General features: G+C 53.7%; 15 protein-coding genes. 5 read left to right on the top strand and 10 right to left on the bottom strand.

Annotated elements, in window-relative coordinates; translation table 11 throughout:
- The first annotated feature begins 79 nt into the window (after window positions 1–79).
- Window positions 80–1,831: an ATP-binding response regulator gene (locus H573_RS19090; RefSeq protein ID WP_027874620.1), complete on the top strand. Its 1,752-nt coding sequence runs from the start codon at window positions 80–82 to the stop codon at window positions 1,829–1,831.
- Here the strand turns inward: H573_RS19090 and H573_RS0112735 are convergent.
- Window positions 1,818–2,429 (bottom strand): response regulator transcription factor, encoded by a 612-nt coding sequence (locus H573_RS0112735; protein WP_027874621.1) that lies wholly within the window; start codon window positions 2,427–2,429, stop codon window positions 1,818–1,820. The genes H573_RS19090 and H573_RS0112735 overlap by 14 nt on opposite strands.
- 166 nt (window positions 2,430–2,595) lie before the next feature.
- On the opposite strand from H573_RS0112735, the gene H573_RS0112740 reads away from it, so the two are divergent.
- Entirely contained in the window at window positions 2,596–3,420 is an 825-nt protein-coding gene (locus H573_RS0112740; protein ID WP_027874622.1) for an MBL fold metallo-hydrolase, read from the top strand.
- 15 nt (window positions 3,421–3,435) lie between these two features.
- Here H573_RS0112740 and H573_RS0112745 read toward each other — a convergent pair whose 3' ends face one another.
- The 6 genes from H573_RS0112745 to H573_RS18110 all read right to left on the bottom strand — a co-directional run bounded on the left by H573_RS0112745 (window position 3,436) and on the right by H573_RS18110 (window position 11,847).
- On the bottom strand, window positions 3,436–3,819 hold the full coding sequence (locus tag H573_RS0112745; protein WP_027874623.1) for a VOC family protein: 384 nt from the start codon (window positions 3,817–3,819) through the stop codon (window positions 3,436–3,438).
- A 126-nt stretch (window positions 3,820–3,945) separates the two neighbouring features.
- Window positions 3,946–6,195, bottom strand: a complete 2,250-nt coding sequence (locus H573_RS19095) for an ATP-binding protein (protein ID WP_051171272.1) — start codon at window positions 6,193–6,195, stop codon at window positions 3,946–3,948.
- Entirely contained in the window at window positions 6,185–6,994 is an 810-nt protein-coding gene (locus tag H573_RS0112755) for a phosphate/phosphite/phosphonate ABC transporter substrate-binding protein (protein ID WP_027874624.1), read from the bottom strand. Before H573_RS0112755 ends, H573_RS19095 begins: the two co-directional genes overlap by 11 nt.
- Before the next feature lies 1 nt (window position 6,995).
- Window positions 6,996–8,225 (bottom strand): OprO/OprP family phosphate-selective porin, encoded by a 1,230-nt coding sequence (locus H573_RS0112760; protein WP_027874625.1) that lies wholly within the window; start codon window positions 8,223–8,225, stop codon window positions 6,996–6,998.
- A gap of 295 nt (window positions 8,226–8,520) precedes the next feature.
- Window positions 8,521–9,381, bottom strand: coding sequence for an alpha/beta hydrolase (locus H573_RS0112765; protein ID WP_161624264.1), 861 nt, complete (start codon window positions 9,379–9,381; stop codon window positions 8,521–8,523).
- Window positions 9,382–9,465: 84 nt separating this feature from the next.
- The gene (locus tag H573_RS18110) at window positions 9,466–11,847 is read right to left on the bottom strand and encodes a DUF6351 family protein (protein ID WP_154653893.1); all 2,382 of its coding nucleotides are present in this window, start codon (window positions 11,845–11,847) and stop codon (window positions 9,466–9,468) included.
- Window positions 11,848–12,244: 397 nt separating this feature from the next.
- Between H573_RS18110 and H573_RS0112775 the strand changes: the two genes are divergently transcribed.
- Genes H573_RS0112775 through H573_RS19895 form a run of 3 tightly spaced genes read left to right on the top strand, consistent with a single transcriptional unit; the run spans window position 12,245 to window position 13,837 of the window.
- A complete protein-coding gene (locus H573_RS0112775) occupies window positions 12,245–12,940 on the top strand; it encodes a DUF4386 family protein (RefSeq protein ID WP_027874627.1) in 696 nt (231 codons plus the stop codon).
- A 19-nt stretch (window positions 12,941–12,959) separates the two neighbouring features.
- Window positions 12,960–13,532: a cytochrome c oxidase subunit 3 gene (locus H573_RS0112780; RefSeq protein WP_027874628.1), complete on the top strand. Its 573-nt coding sequence runs from the start codon at window positions 12,960–12,962 to the stop codon at window positions 13,530–13,532.
- Between the two features lie 14 nt (window positions 13,533–13,546).
- Entirely contained in the window at window positions 13,547–13,837 is a 291-nt protein-coding gene (locus tag H573_RS19895) for a cytochrome C oxidase subunit IV family protein (protein WP_027874629.1), read from the top strand.
- Window positions 13,838–14,060: 223 nt separating this feature from the next.
- Here the strand turns inward: H573_RS19895 and H573_RS19360 are convergent, their stop codons facing one another.
- From H573_RS19360 to H573_RS18115, 3 genes are read right to left on the bottom strand one after another with little or no spacing between them, the layout of a single operon-like run.
- Window positions 14,061–15,047 (bottom strand): alpha/beta fold hydrolase, encoded by a 987-nt coding sequence (locus tag H573_RS19360; protein WP_084498063.1) that lies wholly within the window; start codon window positions 15,045–15,047, stop codon window positions 14,061–14,063.
- The gene (locus tag H573_RS0112795) at window positions 14,938–16,620 is read right to left on the bottom strand and encodes an alpha/beta fold hydrolase (protein ID WP_027874631.1); all 1,683 of its coding nucleotides are present in this window, start codon (window positions 16,618–16,620) and stop codon (window positions 14,938–14,940) included. Before H573_RS0112795 ends, H573_RS19360 begins: the two co-directional genes overlap by 110 nt.
- A complete protein-coding gene (locus H573_RS18115) occupies window positions 16,604–17,107 on the bottom strand; it encodes a MaoC/PaaZ C-terminal domain-containing protein (RefSeq protein WP_051171275.1) in 504 nt (167 codons plus the stop codon). Before H573_RS18115 ends, H573_RS0112795 begins: the two co-directional genes overlap by 17 nt.
- Window positions 17,108–17,192 lie beyond the last annotated feature (85 nt).

Here is a 17,192-nt window from a genome sequence, read left to right on the forward strand (position 1 = left end):
AAACTTCACTCTGATGGGCGAAGCCAACAGAATGACAGGCTGCGACACTATGATCTGACCCTGTCTGAACGAAGCCCCGATGAAAGCACCTGCTAACGACTACTTACCCGACCTCCCGCCGGAAAGTCAGATCACCCGCGAACGGCACAATTTGTTTATGGCTGAAGTGGGGTCTCGTATTGTTGTCTCCGCAGCCATAGCCCTGGCGTTGCTGCTGCCGTTTAACGGCGCCATGAGCCGGGCTGATGCGCTGTTGTGGGCGACGCTGGTGCTAACAACCAGCGCCGTCTCACTGCTGGTCGTGAGCTTCTACAAACGTCACCGCGAGAGTGAAAGTGGCAAAATCAAGAAGTGGCACGCCATCAATATTGGCATGGCGCTGACGTGGAGCGGACTCTGGTGCGTTGCGCCCTATCTATTTTTTGACGGCGCCAGCACCGAGAAAATCTTAGTCTTCCTGCTTGTTATTACCCTGATCAGCTCCACGCCCTCTGTGTCCATGGGCGTGTACCCCGATATCTTCATTAGTTTTATTACGCCGCTGTTTATCTCTCTGTCGCTCTATCTGATCCGCTTTCACGCAGAGCAAAGCTGGTTCATCAAAGGCATCCCCTTACTCACCCTGTGCTCACTGACCGCGTTCAGCCTGTTCATACACAAAGCCCAGCTCAACAATATTCGTTTGCGCATCGAGGCCGATATCGCCCGGCGCGACGCCGAGCGCGCCAATCGCAGCAAGAATCAATTTATGGCGGCGGTCAGTCACGACCTGCGCCAGCCACTGCAAGCTGCGTCGCTTTACGCCTCGCTGATTAACGAGCAGGGCGATGCACCGAGCCGTGAGCTCAGCGAAAAAATCCTCACAGCCATCGCCTCCGGCGGGGAGTTGTTGGAGCAGTTACTGCTGTTATCCCGCCTGCAAAGCCGGCACTTCTCTGCCAAACCCCAGCCCTTCTGTCTGGATGAGCACCTCGCCAAGCTCATCAATGAGTGCTTACCTCAGGCCCAACAAAAAGGTCTGGCAATACACAATGATGTGCAGCGCCAATACTGGCTTAATACCGACCCACTGTTATTTGACCAGCTATTGCGCAACCTGCTTGGCAACGCCGTTAAATACACCGAACGCGGCACCGTTCGGCTTAGTAGTCACCACACAGAAAAACAGCTCGAACTCACCGTTAGCGACACCGGCATCGGCATTGACCCAATGCGCCACGACAGTATTTTTAAGGAATTTACCCAGCTAGCCAGTCGATCCAATGACGCCGAAGATGGGCTGGGCTTGGGCCTGAGCATTGTCCGCCGCGTCTGCGAACTGTGCGGGTTCACATTGCGCGTGGACTCCACTCCCGGCCAAGGCAGCCGCTTCACCGTCGCACTGCCGCTAGCGGAAAAGCCCAGTGCGGCGCCGGCAAGCGAAGGAGCTCCACTACCGCCTGGGCGCCAGCTGCGCATTATTGTTGTGGACGACGACCCACGTATTACTGATGCGTTGTCGATGGCGCTGGTGGAATGGGGCGCCGATGTCTACGCCTTTAACAGCCTGGCAGAAGCGCTTGCCGACCTGCCCGGCGCCGACGAGATGAACCCTGATGTCATGATTAGCGACGGCCAGCTCGCCAATGGCGACACCGCCAACGATGTATTTGCCGCACTAACATCGAGGTGGCCACAACCTGTGCCCAAAATCGTGCTCAGTGGCAATAGCCGCGGGCAGCATGAACAAACATTCAACGCCGATGCCCTGCTACTCAAACCCGTTGCCCTGCCCGAGCTGCTGCAGCGTATCGCCTCGCTGTGCGCGCCAGATACGATTACAAGAGCTTAAGGGAGCGGGCTTTTTCCAGGCAGGCGGTGCGGTTGGGCACATCCAATTTATCAAACAGCAGCCGTAGATGGGTTTTCACGGTGTTCAAACTCACCGACAGACTGCGCGCAATTTCCTTATTACTTTGCCCCTGCTGAAGCAGGGCCAATATCGCCCCCTGTTGGCGGCTGAGCTTGATACTAGGTGCGGCGGTTTGACTGGCCAACAGCCGGTAGGATTCCGAAAAATAGCCTTCGCCAGCCATAACCTTCGTCACCGCCGTCACCAATTCGGCAGCGGCCTCAGACTTGTCGACAAAACCATCCACCGACAGGCGCTGGGATTTTTCCACCACATCCTCATCGATGGCGCCAGAGCATAACAACACCCGCAGCGTGTGCCGCGAACTCGCCAAAATCCGTAACAGCGACAGTCCATCCAGGTCCGGCATGGCCACATCAACGATCAACAAATCGGCAGCGGCCAACGCAGCCTCATCGCCCAATAGCGCCTGCGCACAACCGTATTGCCCCACCTCACAGCCGGGCAGTTTCGCCTGCAGGGTCAGTGCCAGGGCCTCGGCAAACATCAAATGATCATCAACAATTAAAACCTTCAAGGAACTTCTCTATTGTTATTGGCGACGACATAGTAGCCCAGAATGCACTGGCAAAATAAGCTGGGGTTCACCCCTATCCGGCTTGGCACCGCACATCATTACGAGCCGTTAAGTTAACCCATGGCTCATGCAGTGATAGGCTAGGCGCAAATAATGGATAAGACCTATGGCACTGATACACAGCATTTCTCACAACGGCATCGAGGGCATACGCCTGGGCCGTGTTAACCGACGCGGCGGCTACCACCTTACCGCCAGTTGCATCGTCTACCGTTTGGGCGACACCGTCATCGATACCGGGCCGTCGCGCGAGCGCGAGGCATTGAGCGGGCACTTTGCCGGCATTGCCGTTCGCCAGGTGGTGCTGACCCACCACCACGAAGACCACAGCGGCAATGCCGACTATTTTCAGCGCGAACACGGCGCGGCGCTATACAGCCACCGGAATAATCACGACAGGTTAAAGGCAGGTATGCGTTTGTCGGCGATCCGTCGTATGACCTTCGGCAATGTTCCCGCTTGCCAGCCCACACAGCTGCCTGCGCATATCGACACCAGCAGCGGCCACCGGCTTATTCCCATTCACACCCCCGGCCATACCTCCGACCTGGTGTGCTACCTGGAGCCCAATGAGGGCTGGCTATTTTCAGGCGACTTGTATGTTTCCAGCCGGCTGAAATATATGACCATAGAAGACGATGTGGGCGAGTGGATTGCTAGCCTGGAGAAAGTGCTATCACTCGACTTTGATACGCTGCTCTGCTCTCACCGCGCAGTCGTTAAGAACGGCAAAACCGTACTTCAGGACAAACTGGAGTTTATTCGCGGCTTTCGCGATGAGGTGGCAGCCCTGCACCGTTCCGGCCTTAGTGAGCGCCAGATAACGCGCAAACTGCTCGGCCGCGAAGACGCCAATGCCCTGCTTTCGCTCATGCATATGAGCAAGCGCAATATGGTCAGCGCCAGTTTGGCCAGCCTCGGGCTGGCCTAGCGCCGACTAACCGGCCTAGCTTTCCACGCGGTGTAGCGCACACACCTTATTGCCAGAAGGGTCACGCAGATAAGCGAGGTACAACTTGCCAATTGCGCCCTCACGCACACCCGGCGCATCTTCACAAGATGTTCCGCCATTGGCCACGCCGGCAGCATGCCAGGCATCGGCTTGCTCTGGGCTGCTTGCGGCAAAGCCAATGGTGCTGCCGTTACCGTGAGTAGCAGGCTCGCCGTTGATCGGCGGAGTAATAGCAAATACGCCCGTTGCGGTGAAGTAAAAACAGCGGCCGCGCTCGTCCATCATTCCCGGCTCATAGCCCAAGGCACCAAGAATCGCATCGTAAAAACGCTTTGATGCGGCAACATCATTCGCACCCACCATGATATGACTGAACATAGCTATTCCTTATTGTTGAGCAAAACAGCGGGCACTATAGCGCCAATCAGGCCTGGCGTACGATGATAACTACGGACACACTAAGGATTTTCGGGTGTCGAGCATTCCAGAATGGGGATGGGGTAGCTAGCCCGCGCTGATAGCCTGCCCATCAATATACGACTGCATGTCAGCTTCCGCTGCGTCATAGGCGCTGTCGACGTTTTGCAGCAACACCTCTCCCTCTCCCCCGGCATTCGCATTGTCATTGGCGAGCCTCTCGAGCTGTTCACTGAGCGCTGCCACAGCCGTCACGCCCATAGCCTGAGAGATGGATTTCAGAGAATGTGCCTCCCGCGCTAGCCCCTCGGAATCAGCCGCTTGCTGCGCTTGCTTCATGGCCGTTATTAACGACGGCGCCGTTTCTATATAACTTTTAAAGAGCTCACAGAACAACGCCGGATCATCGTCAAAATTTTCTTTTAAATACGCTAAATCTATATGTTGCAGCTCAGTGCTTTCCGCTTTGTGAGTATGCGTACTCACCACGGCGCCAGAGGGCTGAAAGCCGTTACTTAGGATTTTTCCCAACTCATCGAGCATCACAGGCTTGGCCAGGTAACCATCTGCTCCCGCTGCAAAGTAAGCATCGATATCCTCTCTCATAACATTCGCCGTAACCGCAATCGCCGGCAGATAGCCACCTTGCTCCGCTTCCCTGCGACGCAAGCGCTTGATAAGGTCGACACCATCGAGCTCAGGCATCTTAATATCGGTAAGCAGTACATCGAAGTCGGCATCTTGCAGCCGCAACCACGCCTGCTCACCATCATTCGCAAACTCTACATCATGCCCTAACTTGGCGATCTGCAACTCCAGGACATGCCGATTAAGGGCATTGTCTTCAGCCACTAATAATTTGAGCTTTCGGGCACCGGCGATGTTTCGGCTAGGTTCCATCGCCGCTGTTGGGCGCGCACTCGGTTCTTCTGCCGCAATCGCATCAAGGTCTACAGCACTAAACTCAACCCAAAACCGGCTGCCTTTCCCTTCTTCACTTTGCACCCCGAGCTTACCGCCCATCATCTCAATTAATTCCCTTGTGATGACTAAGCCTATGCCCGTTCCCTGTATTTCGCTTAATTCAGCGCCGAGCCGCTCAAACGGCGTATACAACTTCGCGATTCCCTCTTCAGAGAGGCCACAGCCATCATCTTCCACGACCACCCTGAAGTTTGTACCGTCACAAGGCTCGCAATACACCCGAACGTGGCCGCCCGGCCGGTTATACTTCACAGCATTAGACAACAGGTTAAAAAACACTTGTTTCAGCCGCGTATAGTCTGCATTGACGTGTAGTTGCTTGCACTCGCGGTAATCAACATCCACCTCAACCTGCTGCTCCGCGGCCATTACCGCCACTAACGACGCACATTCTTCGATAACGTTTTTGATCGGCAGAGCACGCATTTTCAGGGATATATTCCCCGATTCGATCGCACTATGATCAAGTAAATTGTTAATCAGAGACAGGAGATGACTGCCCGCACTGTGAATACGACCGGCGTGATCTTTTTGCTCCTCGCTGGCATCGGGGGCCTCCCGGCACAATTCAGTGACCCCTAATATCGCATTAAGCGGAGTCCGCAGCTCATGACTCATACTCGCCAAAAAGTCGGACTTCGCCCGATTCGCATGTTCAGCTATGATCCGCGCCTTATCTAAGTTTGCTCGATCAGCAGCGACCTCATCACGCATCTTTTCAAAAGCCTCCATCAGCACACCAATTTCGCTGTTGGGCTTTTCCGGCAATGGGTAATCGTAGTCGGCGTCAGCGAGCTTTTTAAATGCCGCCATCAGCCCATCGATTGGGTTCACAATTACCCTGGACAAAATGAGCTGTAAGGCCAACAGCAGCGCGATAATCAGCGCGAGCTGGACTAGCTCCCAGCGGTATTGCAAGCTTCGCGCTACCGCCAAGTCGTCTTCAAAATCTACGACCAATTCGAGTCTGCCCAGCAAGCGTTCGCCAACCTTTATGGAGGTACTAATAAGAGATTCGCGGGGCAAAATATTTTCAGACCAATCGTCAAGAGGATAGAGCTGCGCGCCTTCGGCGCTGATCACCCGCACTCTGCGCCACGCGGGACGCTCAGCCAATTGAGCGTCGATACTCTCGTAAAGCTCTGCGTACTCGGCGGTTAATATCGGACTGCTAATGGAGACGGCAAGCTGCCTTAATGACCGCTCAGCAACCTCGGTAAGCCGCGAGTTTATGAAGGCCTCCTGACGGGGCATTGCCACAAACACGACAGAGCTGCTCAGTATCGCCGCGAGCAGCAAGGTCACCAATGTGCTTTGACGCCTCAGGCCAAAAAAGGCCCCCTTAGTTAACATAGAAATCGCTCAAACCGAGATCCTGTAGTCTAAGGTAGTCGTCAATACTGGATTGCGCCGCGTCCCGGATGGGGACCTCCGCCAATAAGACAGCGAGCTCCTCCGCCGCAGAGCCGGTCAAAAACACCCCCAACAGACTATTTACCAATTCCTCTGGCACCCTTGGGTGGACAACAAGCGGATGTGGGTTCACGGGCTGGGTCTGATACAACACCCGCAGCTTATCGCGCAGTGCAGGGCTCTGTTCAGCCAGTGTTCGCATTACTCCACCACCCGCCGCAGCGCTACCTAGCGCGACATTTAAATAGGCTGAGGAATGCGTACCAACGTAGCGCGGAGTAAACGTAACGCCATGCTCTCGCGTCAATTCTGCGCGCATCAACAGCGACGCCCCCAGTGCATTTGGCGCAGGGAACGCGATGTTCTTGCCATTGAGCTGCTCCAGGCTCTTTATTGGTCCATTTTTTTTGACCACCAAAATGCCCCGCAGCTTTCGGCTCTGGTCTCGTAAAATCGGGCGATACTGTTGAGCCTCGTATGCCATGACGGCGTGCCAGGGATTCATGTAGGCAATATCAAAATCACCGCGCAGAAAGGCTTTCTCAAATTCCGGAATCGACTCCGACTGTTCCAACCTAAATTCATGCCCCGTTTCTGCATTAAGCCGATTCAAAATGGGCTGCCAGATACGAGATATACGCTGCGCCTCAAACTGGGGAACAACCCCTACTCGGTATACCTCAGCGTTACTGTTTAGCGCGAAGACAGAGAACAACGCGATTGCAATCAGCTTCTTCATATCAGAACACCCATTCTGCGCGCAGCTGCGCGACCGCCGGTCGGTCGTCGCCGCTTAGCACGTAAATATACTCGCCAGAGAATCGAACATGCTGGGTCGCATAGACGTTCAGCGCCAGGGTAGCTTCTTTAAGCTTGCCGCCATCAATGTCGCCGTCGCTGAGATCGATACTACTTAACCGAGCGGCCAGCTCCCAAGCCCCCACACCCCCTCGGCCGATAGGTTGATTCGGTTTCACTGGAATGTAGCGCCCCGATTTATAGCGACGTCGGTCATTGGTTAAGAACACACTGCTATTCAGGTACCACCCCGAAAACTGCAGATCTGATGGCTCACGGTGAATATCCAAAGCGATATACTCCGCCTGAGCATTGAAGCGATTTGCGGTAATTGATGCCTCGAAACCACTTTGAAAGTAATCACTCGCGCCATTGATTGCGCCGGTATCGACGAGGTTAACGGAGCTTGTCCGACTTTCTGGCCCACTGCGGTAACGCAGCTGAGGCTGGTCACCCAGCGTGCCGTACAGCACGGCTGCGCCGACATGCAAAAAATCTTCGCCAGACCGTATTGGTCGCCCAGTTAACCGCAGCGCACCGACGGCCTCTCCGTCAGCCGCACTGTTCGCCCTTGCAGGACGATCGCCGAACACCCCGCCTTCCAGCAACCAATTTTCTCCCGGAATACGCGCAGCGGCGCCAACGCGCCAGCCGGGCGCAAACGCAAACGGTAGGGCTCTTTCCATAAAGGTATTCGCATGCGGGTTTGCCTGAAACTCTAGCGAAAATGGAACACGATAATTCCCCGCATACAGCTCTACCCCATCACCGCGCCGATAGCCGATGTAAGCATCTTTCAAGCCCTTCATGCCGCCATCGACCAAGTCGTAGTCCAATTTATACAGCCAATTGCCGTCTACCTTCCCCTTAATAAAAAACCGTGCACGCCTAAGAATAGCGCCGTCACCCATATCGCGTTGGTCGTCCTGGTACGCGGCAAAATGGGCCTCAACTCGCCCACCGATATGCACGCTATTGCCGTTAGGCGTCTTCAGCTTGAGCCCGCCAAAGGCGTCGCTCTCATTTTTCTCGCGATCAACCTCGGAAAGCGTCTCGTATTGCGCGGCTGAAATCGCACCGTTCTCCAACAAGGTTTTGAGCAGCGCCTCATTGGCGCCATCGGCATAGACAAAAAATGGCAGGCAAGAAAAAACTAGTGGTAGCGCTTTCATTGTAGGTCCTCTAAGGGGTTGCCCCCAATCATGGTTATGGATTGCATTTTGCAAAGCCGGTGCCAAGAAAACACAGAATGCGCATCATTCGCTGCGCGCCTACAAAGCCCGCTAAGCCACTGAGAAATATTAGTATTTTTTATCAATAGTAGGAGATGTTTAAAAACTTTGCGTTATCGCTGAGACAAAACACAAAAATAAAAAGCATTTTGCTAACTGTATTGCAAAGCAATCCAGGAATTCGGCGAAACACACGGCAGGAAGGAGGATCGCCCTTGCTTGAGCAATCCATGGGCTAGGCGCTAAAGGCCTTAAACCAGTTAGTTGTATCGGAGAGCACTTGCTCTTTTCCAAGCTCATTAAAGATTTCGTGATACATGCCATCGTAGATCTTTAGCAGTTTATTCTCACTGCCGAGCTGGGCAAAAAAGCGCTCGCTGCCCTCGCAGGCGCTGATGGCATCGGCGCCGCCATGCGTCACCAGCATCGGCAACTCAATGTTCGGCGCATCCTGCATCACCTGCTGCTGGGCCTCAATGAACGCCAAAAACATACTCGGAGTGACCTTACCGTGGTTATAGGGGTCGCGCCGCTGGCTCTCCCCCACGCTGGCATCGCGGCTCAATTGGGTTACATCTATCTCGTTACTTATAGGCAGGCTGGGCCACAGTTTCGCTAGCACCCGACTCAGTGCCAACTTCCAGGGCGCGGGCGCAAAACCCAACTGAAAGGCGGCGCAGCTTAAGAATACGCCATCGATATCCTCGGGGTTTTCGGTCGCGATAGACGCTGCGATCAAGCCGCCCAAGCTGTGCCCGCCAAGAAAGTGCACCTCAGGAGCGTGACTCCGCGTGTGCTGGATCGCCGCCCGCACATCATCACAATACTGCGAGAACCGCTCAATATGGCCGCGTTTTCCAGGGCTCTGGCCACTGCCGCGCAGGTCGGCCATCACCAGGCCAACACCCGCATCATTAAACGCCTTCGCTACATGGGCGTAGCGACCGGAGTGTTCGCTGGTGCCGTGGCTCAGAGTTACCCAGGCCTTGGCAGGCCCTGCCGGACGCCATTCGCGAGCAAATAGTGGCGTGCCATCAGCACTGTGGAGGCGCAATTCAGAATAGTGGTGATCGGGCATGAGGCGAGTCGCAGTCACAAAAAAGAGCGCACACCATACAGAAACGGGCGGGATGAATCACTATCCCGCCCGCACTGAGTTTGCCTTACTGCGCCACTATATTTATGGCTGCTGCCAGCCCGGCTCCCAGGTCTTGGCAAACGCGGGGCTCGCCCAACCCGCAGGGAAGTCAGCGGGCGTCATTTGCTCGCCACCGGTAATCACGTCGCCCTGCGCATCCTGGTATTTCAGCCAGGTGACCGTGCGCTGCCATTCCAGCGGGCGCTTGGTCCAATCGCAAACACCCGTTGCAAACGTTTCCTCAAGCGCCTGCCAGTCGCTTTCCTGCCAAACGGCGTTACCCAGACCGTAGTCGTCGTTGCGACTGAAGGGCCGAAGTTCACACTGCACCTGGTCGCCATATTTATCGGCGCCAGCCACCGTGCGCGGCGTGCCGAACACCATCATCAACTCCTCCGGGCACATTTCACCGGGAATGCCATTGCACTGGTCCTGCACATCGGCCGGCTTATTGGCGATAATTTTCTGTGCCAGTGGCGTGTCGCTGGTGTCGGCTTCAATAGCGTCCAGCCAAGAAGCCATAGCGACCAGCGACTGGTTCATATAATTCAGATCGCCTACCAGCGGCGTCAGCCCGCCCCAGTGCACAAAGTTGTCGCGGTGGCCGAACTCCCGCTCCAAGCGCCAGCGCACCCAGTAGCCGTGCACACTGTCGTGGGCCGCACCGGGATCAGGGCCCGTCATATTAATGATAGGCACCGTATCCATATTCACAATCGTGTTCATAATGCCTGTGCGATAGGCATTGGGCAGCGCCGGGTAGTCTGGCTTTAAACGCTCCTCGGTCACATTCAAGCTGGGGTCAACGCCGCCAATATTGGTGTTGAGTGCCAGGAATTGCGCCGGTGAAATAATGCCCTGCTGCAGGGCCGTTAAGCCGTACTGCACCCCTTCGTTACCCAGTGGAAAGCCAGAGAAGGCATAGCCCAGATCTTTCTCGATCTGGCTCCAGCGGTCGCGGGGATCTTCGGCAGGAAAGCGCTCCCGCTCGCCGATCATGTTCTGCATAAAGGTAAGCACATCGCAGCGCACGCCGCCGGGGTTTGTGTCCTGATCAAAGCGTTCCTCAGCACTCACTCCCCCGCAGTTAGACGCAGGGTCGACCGCTTCGGCGAACAACGCCGAGTCCGCCAACGAGGCGTTCACAATGCCGTTCAAATGGCCGTAAATGGCATTTTGCTGGGTAACAGTAAACGGCGTACCGTCGCGTGCAATTTGCGCACCGGCAACATTTTCCAAGTGAGCGATCAGGTCTTCCGGTGTATTGGGCTCGGTGGTATCGACGTTAAAGTCGAAGTACTTCAACAGAATGTGGTAGTCCGCAAACTGGGTCGCGGTGCTCATCACATCCGGGTAGGTACAGGTGGTCAGCAAACCCTGATACAGGCCGGGGTAGGCATTGGCGATCATATTTTGGGTAATCGCACCCCCTGAGCAGCCTGTGCCAACGGTGTAGCGCAGCTCGCCGTACTGCTCGATAAAACGCTCTTTGGCCATCAGCAGCGACTCGGCTTGATAGCTCAAGTTACAGTTATGCCCCAAGTTCAACTGAGCGGTGGACAGCACCGACCAGCCCAGCCCTAGAGCGGTAATATAGGACTGCTCGATCAGCGGGTTGCCGGGAATGGTGCCGGCATAATCGTCGGTGCGCGCCGAGCTCGTGTCGTGGTCACCGCGGCAGTTACCCCCGTGGGTCACCAACAGGCGGCGGTTCCACTGCGACTGCGGTTGCACTGGCGTCCAGTCTTCGCCGACTTTTTGCAGCGTAAAAATTGTGTACTGGTCGCGAGCCTGATAACCAATTTCCTGACGCACAATAAACGGCACGGTTTCGCCGCTATCCGTGGTGGTCATCGCCACATCATCGGGCGGATTATCCATGTCATAGGGCTGCAAACCACCCTGCAGGGAATTGCTGGATTTATACAACCAGCGGTACTCAACAGGCTGGTTACAATTCTCGTCCACGGCGCCGTCCTGACACTTCCACGGCTGGATATGGGGGCCGGTAAATACCGGGCCGCCAGAGGGGTGGTTCACTACCGTTAAGCTATTGCCAATATTGGTGCTTAGGGTGTTCTCGCCGACGCTCAGCCCATCGACTACCCCCAATAAGCGCAGCGGGTTATCTGGGTCAGCTTGTAACAGTTGGGTCACGTCGGTGTTGTTACGCAACAGTACCAGCTCGTCGACGGCGGCGGCATCCTCTGCAACCACCTCTATCAATACGTCTCCGGCAGAAACCAAGTCTGGCCGATTCGACAACACTTGCAGACTAACGCGATCATCCACCGTTCCGGGGCCGCCTGGGTCGCCGCCATTGCCGGGATCAGGATTACCACCCGAGTTACTGCTGCTTGAGCTACTACCGCCGCACGCGGCAAGCAGTAGGGTAAAAACGACTATCATTATCTTATTATTCACGGGTGTCCTCCTCCACGCTCCGGCTGACGCAACCGCCTAGCCGCGCAAACCGCTATGTCACTTTATAGACTTAACGTGCAGTGTCAAATGCAAAGACTGATTTCAGCATAGCGCAACAGCATGAAACGTGAACTGCCACTGACGAATTCACTTAGTAGGAAAACTAAAAAAGGCTCATACGCCACTAAATACGGCTTTTCCCGTGACTACATGCGAATTGCTCGATGATTTTCATTGAATTCAACCCGATACTCGCAGTGCCGGTGCGCAACGCGCCTTGCTGGCAGCCATGCAGGCGGTTTTGACCAAGGTGAACACACCCAATCAAAAGTTTGGGGACGACGGTTCCTAGTGAGTGATACTTTCCTATTTCTCAAGGAGAAAGCATGGAGTAGATATGAACGCCCGGAATCAAATAATGTGTGCTGCAAGTGGGTTCATATTCATAGTTGGCTTTTTTGTTGGCTGGTGGATTATTGCTGGACTGGTCCCCCCAATTTCGCCATCAGCCACGGCCCAAGAAGTGGCAAATTTTTACAGCCAGAACAGCATCCGCATTCAATTCGGACTCGCTACCGCAATGTTCTCGATGGCGTTTCTCATTCCGATGGCAAGCGCCTGGAGTACCCAAATACGGCGAATGGAGCGCGGCGAGCCGGTTCTAGCCCGTGCTCAGTTTGGCTGCGCTGTGGTCACAACGGGTATCGTGACCATAGGCGTACTCCTGTGGTCAGTCACTGCATTCCGACCAGACCGCGACATAGAGCTCACCCTCCTGCTCCACGACCTGTCATGGATTGGGTTCACTATGCCTGTATCCGGCATAATGGTCTGGATGCTTTGTGTCGGGTTCGCCATTTTAACTGACTACAATTCCGAGCCAATTTTCCCGCGTTGGATGGGATATTTCAGTATGCTCGCTGCCCTCCTAACGGCCCCCGGTTTTCCAGTGGTGTTGTTCAAAAGCGGACCGTTTGCCTGGAATGGGTTATTGGCATTCTGGGTTGCACTTAGCATTGTCATTATTTGGGCTTCAATGTTAATCGTCTTAACCATTCGCAACTTAAGCAGGGGCGATACTAACCTGAACTGATTTATATCGGGGTTCTGCAATGAATCAACCCTCCACAATACGCCAATCAGCGCCCGGTGAGTCCAGTGCCTGGGTTCTATATCTCGGCGATATGTCCGTCTTCGCGCTGTTCTTGGCAACCTACTCCTTCTACAAACAAGCATCACCAGACGCATTCGCTGAAGCACAGTCATTTCTCAGCCGCAATACGGGCAGCCTGAACACCTTTGTGTTACTGCTAAGCTCATTGACGATGCTGATTACCGTGGACAACTTGAAACGCGGCCTTCTAGTTCCGGCTCGTCTATTCACTGCCATTACAATATTATTCGGGATGGTCTTCATCGGCATCAAAGTACATGAGTACTCTTTGCTGCTTTCAAAAGTTGAAGAGGCAATTCGAGTCGAGTTTTTCACCTACTACTTTATGCTTACCGGTCTGCACTTGCTACATATACTCGTGGGCATGGGGTTGCTGATATCATTGCTCTGGCACATCAGCACCCGTATGAGCAGCGTCGTGGATATGCGTTTTGTCGAAGTAACTGCATGTTATTGGCACATGGTAGACCTACTCTGGCTGATCATCTTCCCATTACTGTACTTGACTTAATTCGAGCGTTTTTCATGCGAAAGACCACACTGATTTGGCTTGTCTTGATTATTGCTACAATCTACTCAATGAAAATTGGGCAAGATCAACATGCATTGAGCCGAGGGGAGGCCCCTTGGCTACACACCCAAATTATCGCGATAGCCATGTTCAAGGCGCGTATGGTGCTGATTCACTTCATGGGAGTTGGAGCGACAGGTGGAGCTCTACGCTACGTATGTGAAGCTTGGGTATTAATTGTTGGAGGCGCTCTGATTGGAATTCCAATGTTGTGGCCGCATGGGAGTATTGCATTAACTCATTGACGAAAAGTCACGAAGCCTACTTGGCGAGACTTCATACGCCGGTAGCTTAACCTCCTAGTCGTCGCAATACTGCGAATGTAATGCCGCTCTAATAACGGCTATTAAATGTCTTGTCTTTTCTCATCCGCCCTCAACTGATTCAGAAGGACGCTCGGGCTAGATATCTCGCTATTTAACGGAAAATAGTTGTCATCTTCGAACGCTCTACTAAGCGCCTACTAAACTATTCAATAGGAAGGTCATGCGTAATGTGTTGGTTGATTAGCTCTGCCGTTTTTTCTGCCTGCATTGTCATAAACAAATGCCCGGCACCACGCATGACGTACAATTCCGCACTCGGAATCAGGCATGCCAGTATGCGCCCGTTACCAGGATGAATTAGTGGATCATCATCGCCACAAATAATTAGCGCCGGACAATTCAGCTTATTCAACCAGGGCAAGCTCGTGAAGCCCCACATGGCAAGTAGCTGCTGGACATACGCCAGCCCTGTCGGCGGCATAACAAGTCGCGCGTGCTCAACCGCTTTGTGCGGAGAGTTGCGTAGCTCGCCGCCGTAAATAACACTGGCATTCTGGGCCATGTAACCACGCGACAAATAGCGCCGGGGCGTGGCCATCTTAAGAATGGCGCCGAACCGACCAGGAAGCATGATAATTCCTGGACTGGTGGCCATCAGTATCAAGTGGCTAACACGCTCTTTCTCTAGCTTCGCTATCTGCTGCGCCAGGCCGCCACCCCAAGATACACCAGCCAAAGCAAATCGCCCTGTGTAGCCTGCATGATCCAATACTCTCACAGCAAAGCGACTGTAACGTCTAAGGCTGGGCCAAAAAAGAGATGAATCGGACCCACCTGTGCCTGGTACATCGAGGACTACGACAGGACACTCCAAGCACTTCAGGAGCGGCAACGTCAATTCTAAATTGGCGCCAATTCCGTTGCACAACAACAAGGGCTCACCGATACCGGCTTTCACCGCATAACGTATACGAGCCCGACCTATCTTCGCATGCCGAATATCGATATTTGCATTACTCTGCGCCTCCAGCAGCCTGGAGCGGCGGGAGTGCGAAACTCGGAGTAGCCCCTGTTGTCCCTCAACCATGTATATAAGTTCCCGGTGCGGCCTCGATAGCCGGATAGGCGTCATTACCAACACTGTTGCCGACAGCCTTTTTTCGCCCTGAACGCTTACCCAGCCAGGCATGCCAATGTGGCCACCAACTGCCGTCAACATGTTCCGCCGCCGCACGCCATTCATCAGCATCAGCGACGGTTTCACCCCCAGCCCAAAACTCTGCTTTTTTCTTTCCCGGCGGGTTTAGAATACTCTGGATATGCCCGCTGTTTGAAAGTACAAAAGTACTATCGCCACCCAATAACTGCGTACTGCGATAACAGGCCTTCCAGGGCGTAATATGGTCGGTAGTACCTGCAACAATGTAGTTGTCGCAACTTATTTTAGTTAGGTCAACGGGAACGCCCTGTAGGCGTAACGCACCAGGCTTAGTCAGTGCATTATTTTTGTATATATCAAGGAACTGCGCGTGTAAACACGCGGGTAATCGCGTGCTATCCCCATTCCAGTACAGCACGTCAAACGCCGGAGGCGAATTTCCGAGGAGGATGTTATTAACCCAGTAATTCCAAATTAGATCATTAGGACGCAACCACGCAAAGGCGGTCGCCATTTCCTTGCCGTCTAGCACGCCTTTACGCTTAGACAAACGTTTCGCGGCTTTTAGAGCACGAGGGCTCGCAAACAAACCTAGACTGCTATCGCCTAAAGCGCCGGTGTCCAGCACATTCACTAACAGGCTCATCGAATTAATACGTGTATCGCCCACTGCAAGTCGGGCCGCCGCAAACGAAGCAAGTGTGATACCACCAGCACAAGCACCAAACAAATTGACCTTTTTCTGCCCCGTAATATTACAGGCCACAGAAACCGCCAACTCGATACCTGCCGAATACTCCGACAATCCCCAATGCGCATGCTCAGGCCCGGGGTTACGCCAACTCACGACGAACACTTGAAAACCTGCATCCAATAACCCCCTTACCACACTCTTTTCGGGACTAAGATCAAACACGTAATATTTATTGATCTGGGGAGGAACAATCAACAGGGGAATCGCGTGAGCTTTTTCCTGAGTAGCATTATATTGGATCAGTTCGAATACTTCAGTTCGAGCGACTACTGCACCGGGTGTATTGGCAACATTGTCGCCACGCTTAAAACGTGAGGTGTCTACTTGCGCAGGCAGTCCGCGATTCTCACGAAGATCTTTTAGAAAGTTTCGCAGGCCTGCTCTAGCGCTGGCGCCACGAGTTTCCTTCATCTTACGAAACGCAACAGGCTGCCATGGAAAGTTCGAAGGCGCGATAGCGTCGTTTATTAAACCAGCAAGAAACTTCAGTCGGTTTTGTGCGAACGGACTAATCTCCGACTGCTCATCGACCCAATGATTAATACCTTCGACCCAAGCCAGATAAGCCTGTAGCCATTGACGATAGGCTTTATTATCCATCCACTCAGGGTCTGCAAAACGAGTGTCGCGTTGCGCAGGAGAAAGGTCCGAATCATCCTTGAGGACTTTGATCCATTCATTTGCGATGTCTTTAGCGGCGATGCCTGTCAAGCGAGGCTGACGCAATGCAATACCAACAGCGCGAGCAGTTTCGCGAACAACATCTGTTGCACGGAACCCCACAATTGGGTTCGGGCCGAGTATCACATCAGCAACACTGCTATCGGGTTTATCAGACTGCTTCGTCATTCGAAACTCCCTTTTCGTGCGTAGCACCAAACACCATAACAGTGATATCGGCAATGAGAGCCGCATCTGGCTCGTTCTCCACCTCCAGGACATTATGGGTCTCAATTAGAAACCGCCCTTTTCCTTTATCTTGAACTACTCCAATTTTCACACGCGCACGAACACGCTTGCCTTCACGCACGGGACTAAAAAAACGGACATTATTAACGCCCACATTAACTGCCTGAGTAGCATCCACCGGAATCAGACCAACATCCATAAGCAATTTGGCAAGTAGAGACAGCGTCAAAAATCCATGCGCTATCGGCGCGCCGAAAGGGCTTTCCTTAACACATCGTTCAGCATCGACATGGATCCACTGGTGATCTCCAGTCGCGTCGGCAAAGCCGTCAATTATCTGCTGATCAACATTAATCCAGTCACTGCAGGCAAAATCTCGGTTTGCAAAATCAACCAATGTCGCCATTCTATAATTTACTACTTCCATGCACTCAACTCCTGTACTTATAACGAAGTACTTTCTTGATGCTGCCAGTAATTTTCAGATAGCTATGCTTCCTAGTACCAATACT

The organism is Neomelitea salexigens DSM 19753, from assembly GCF_000422345.1.
GTDB classification, from domain to species: domain Bacteria; phylum Pseudomonadota; class Gammaproteobacteria; order Pseudomonadales; family Spongiibacteraceae; genus Spongiibacter; species Spongiibacter marinus_A.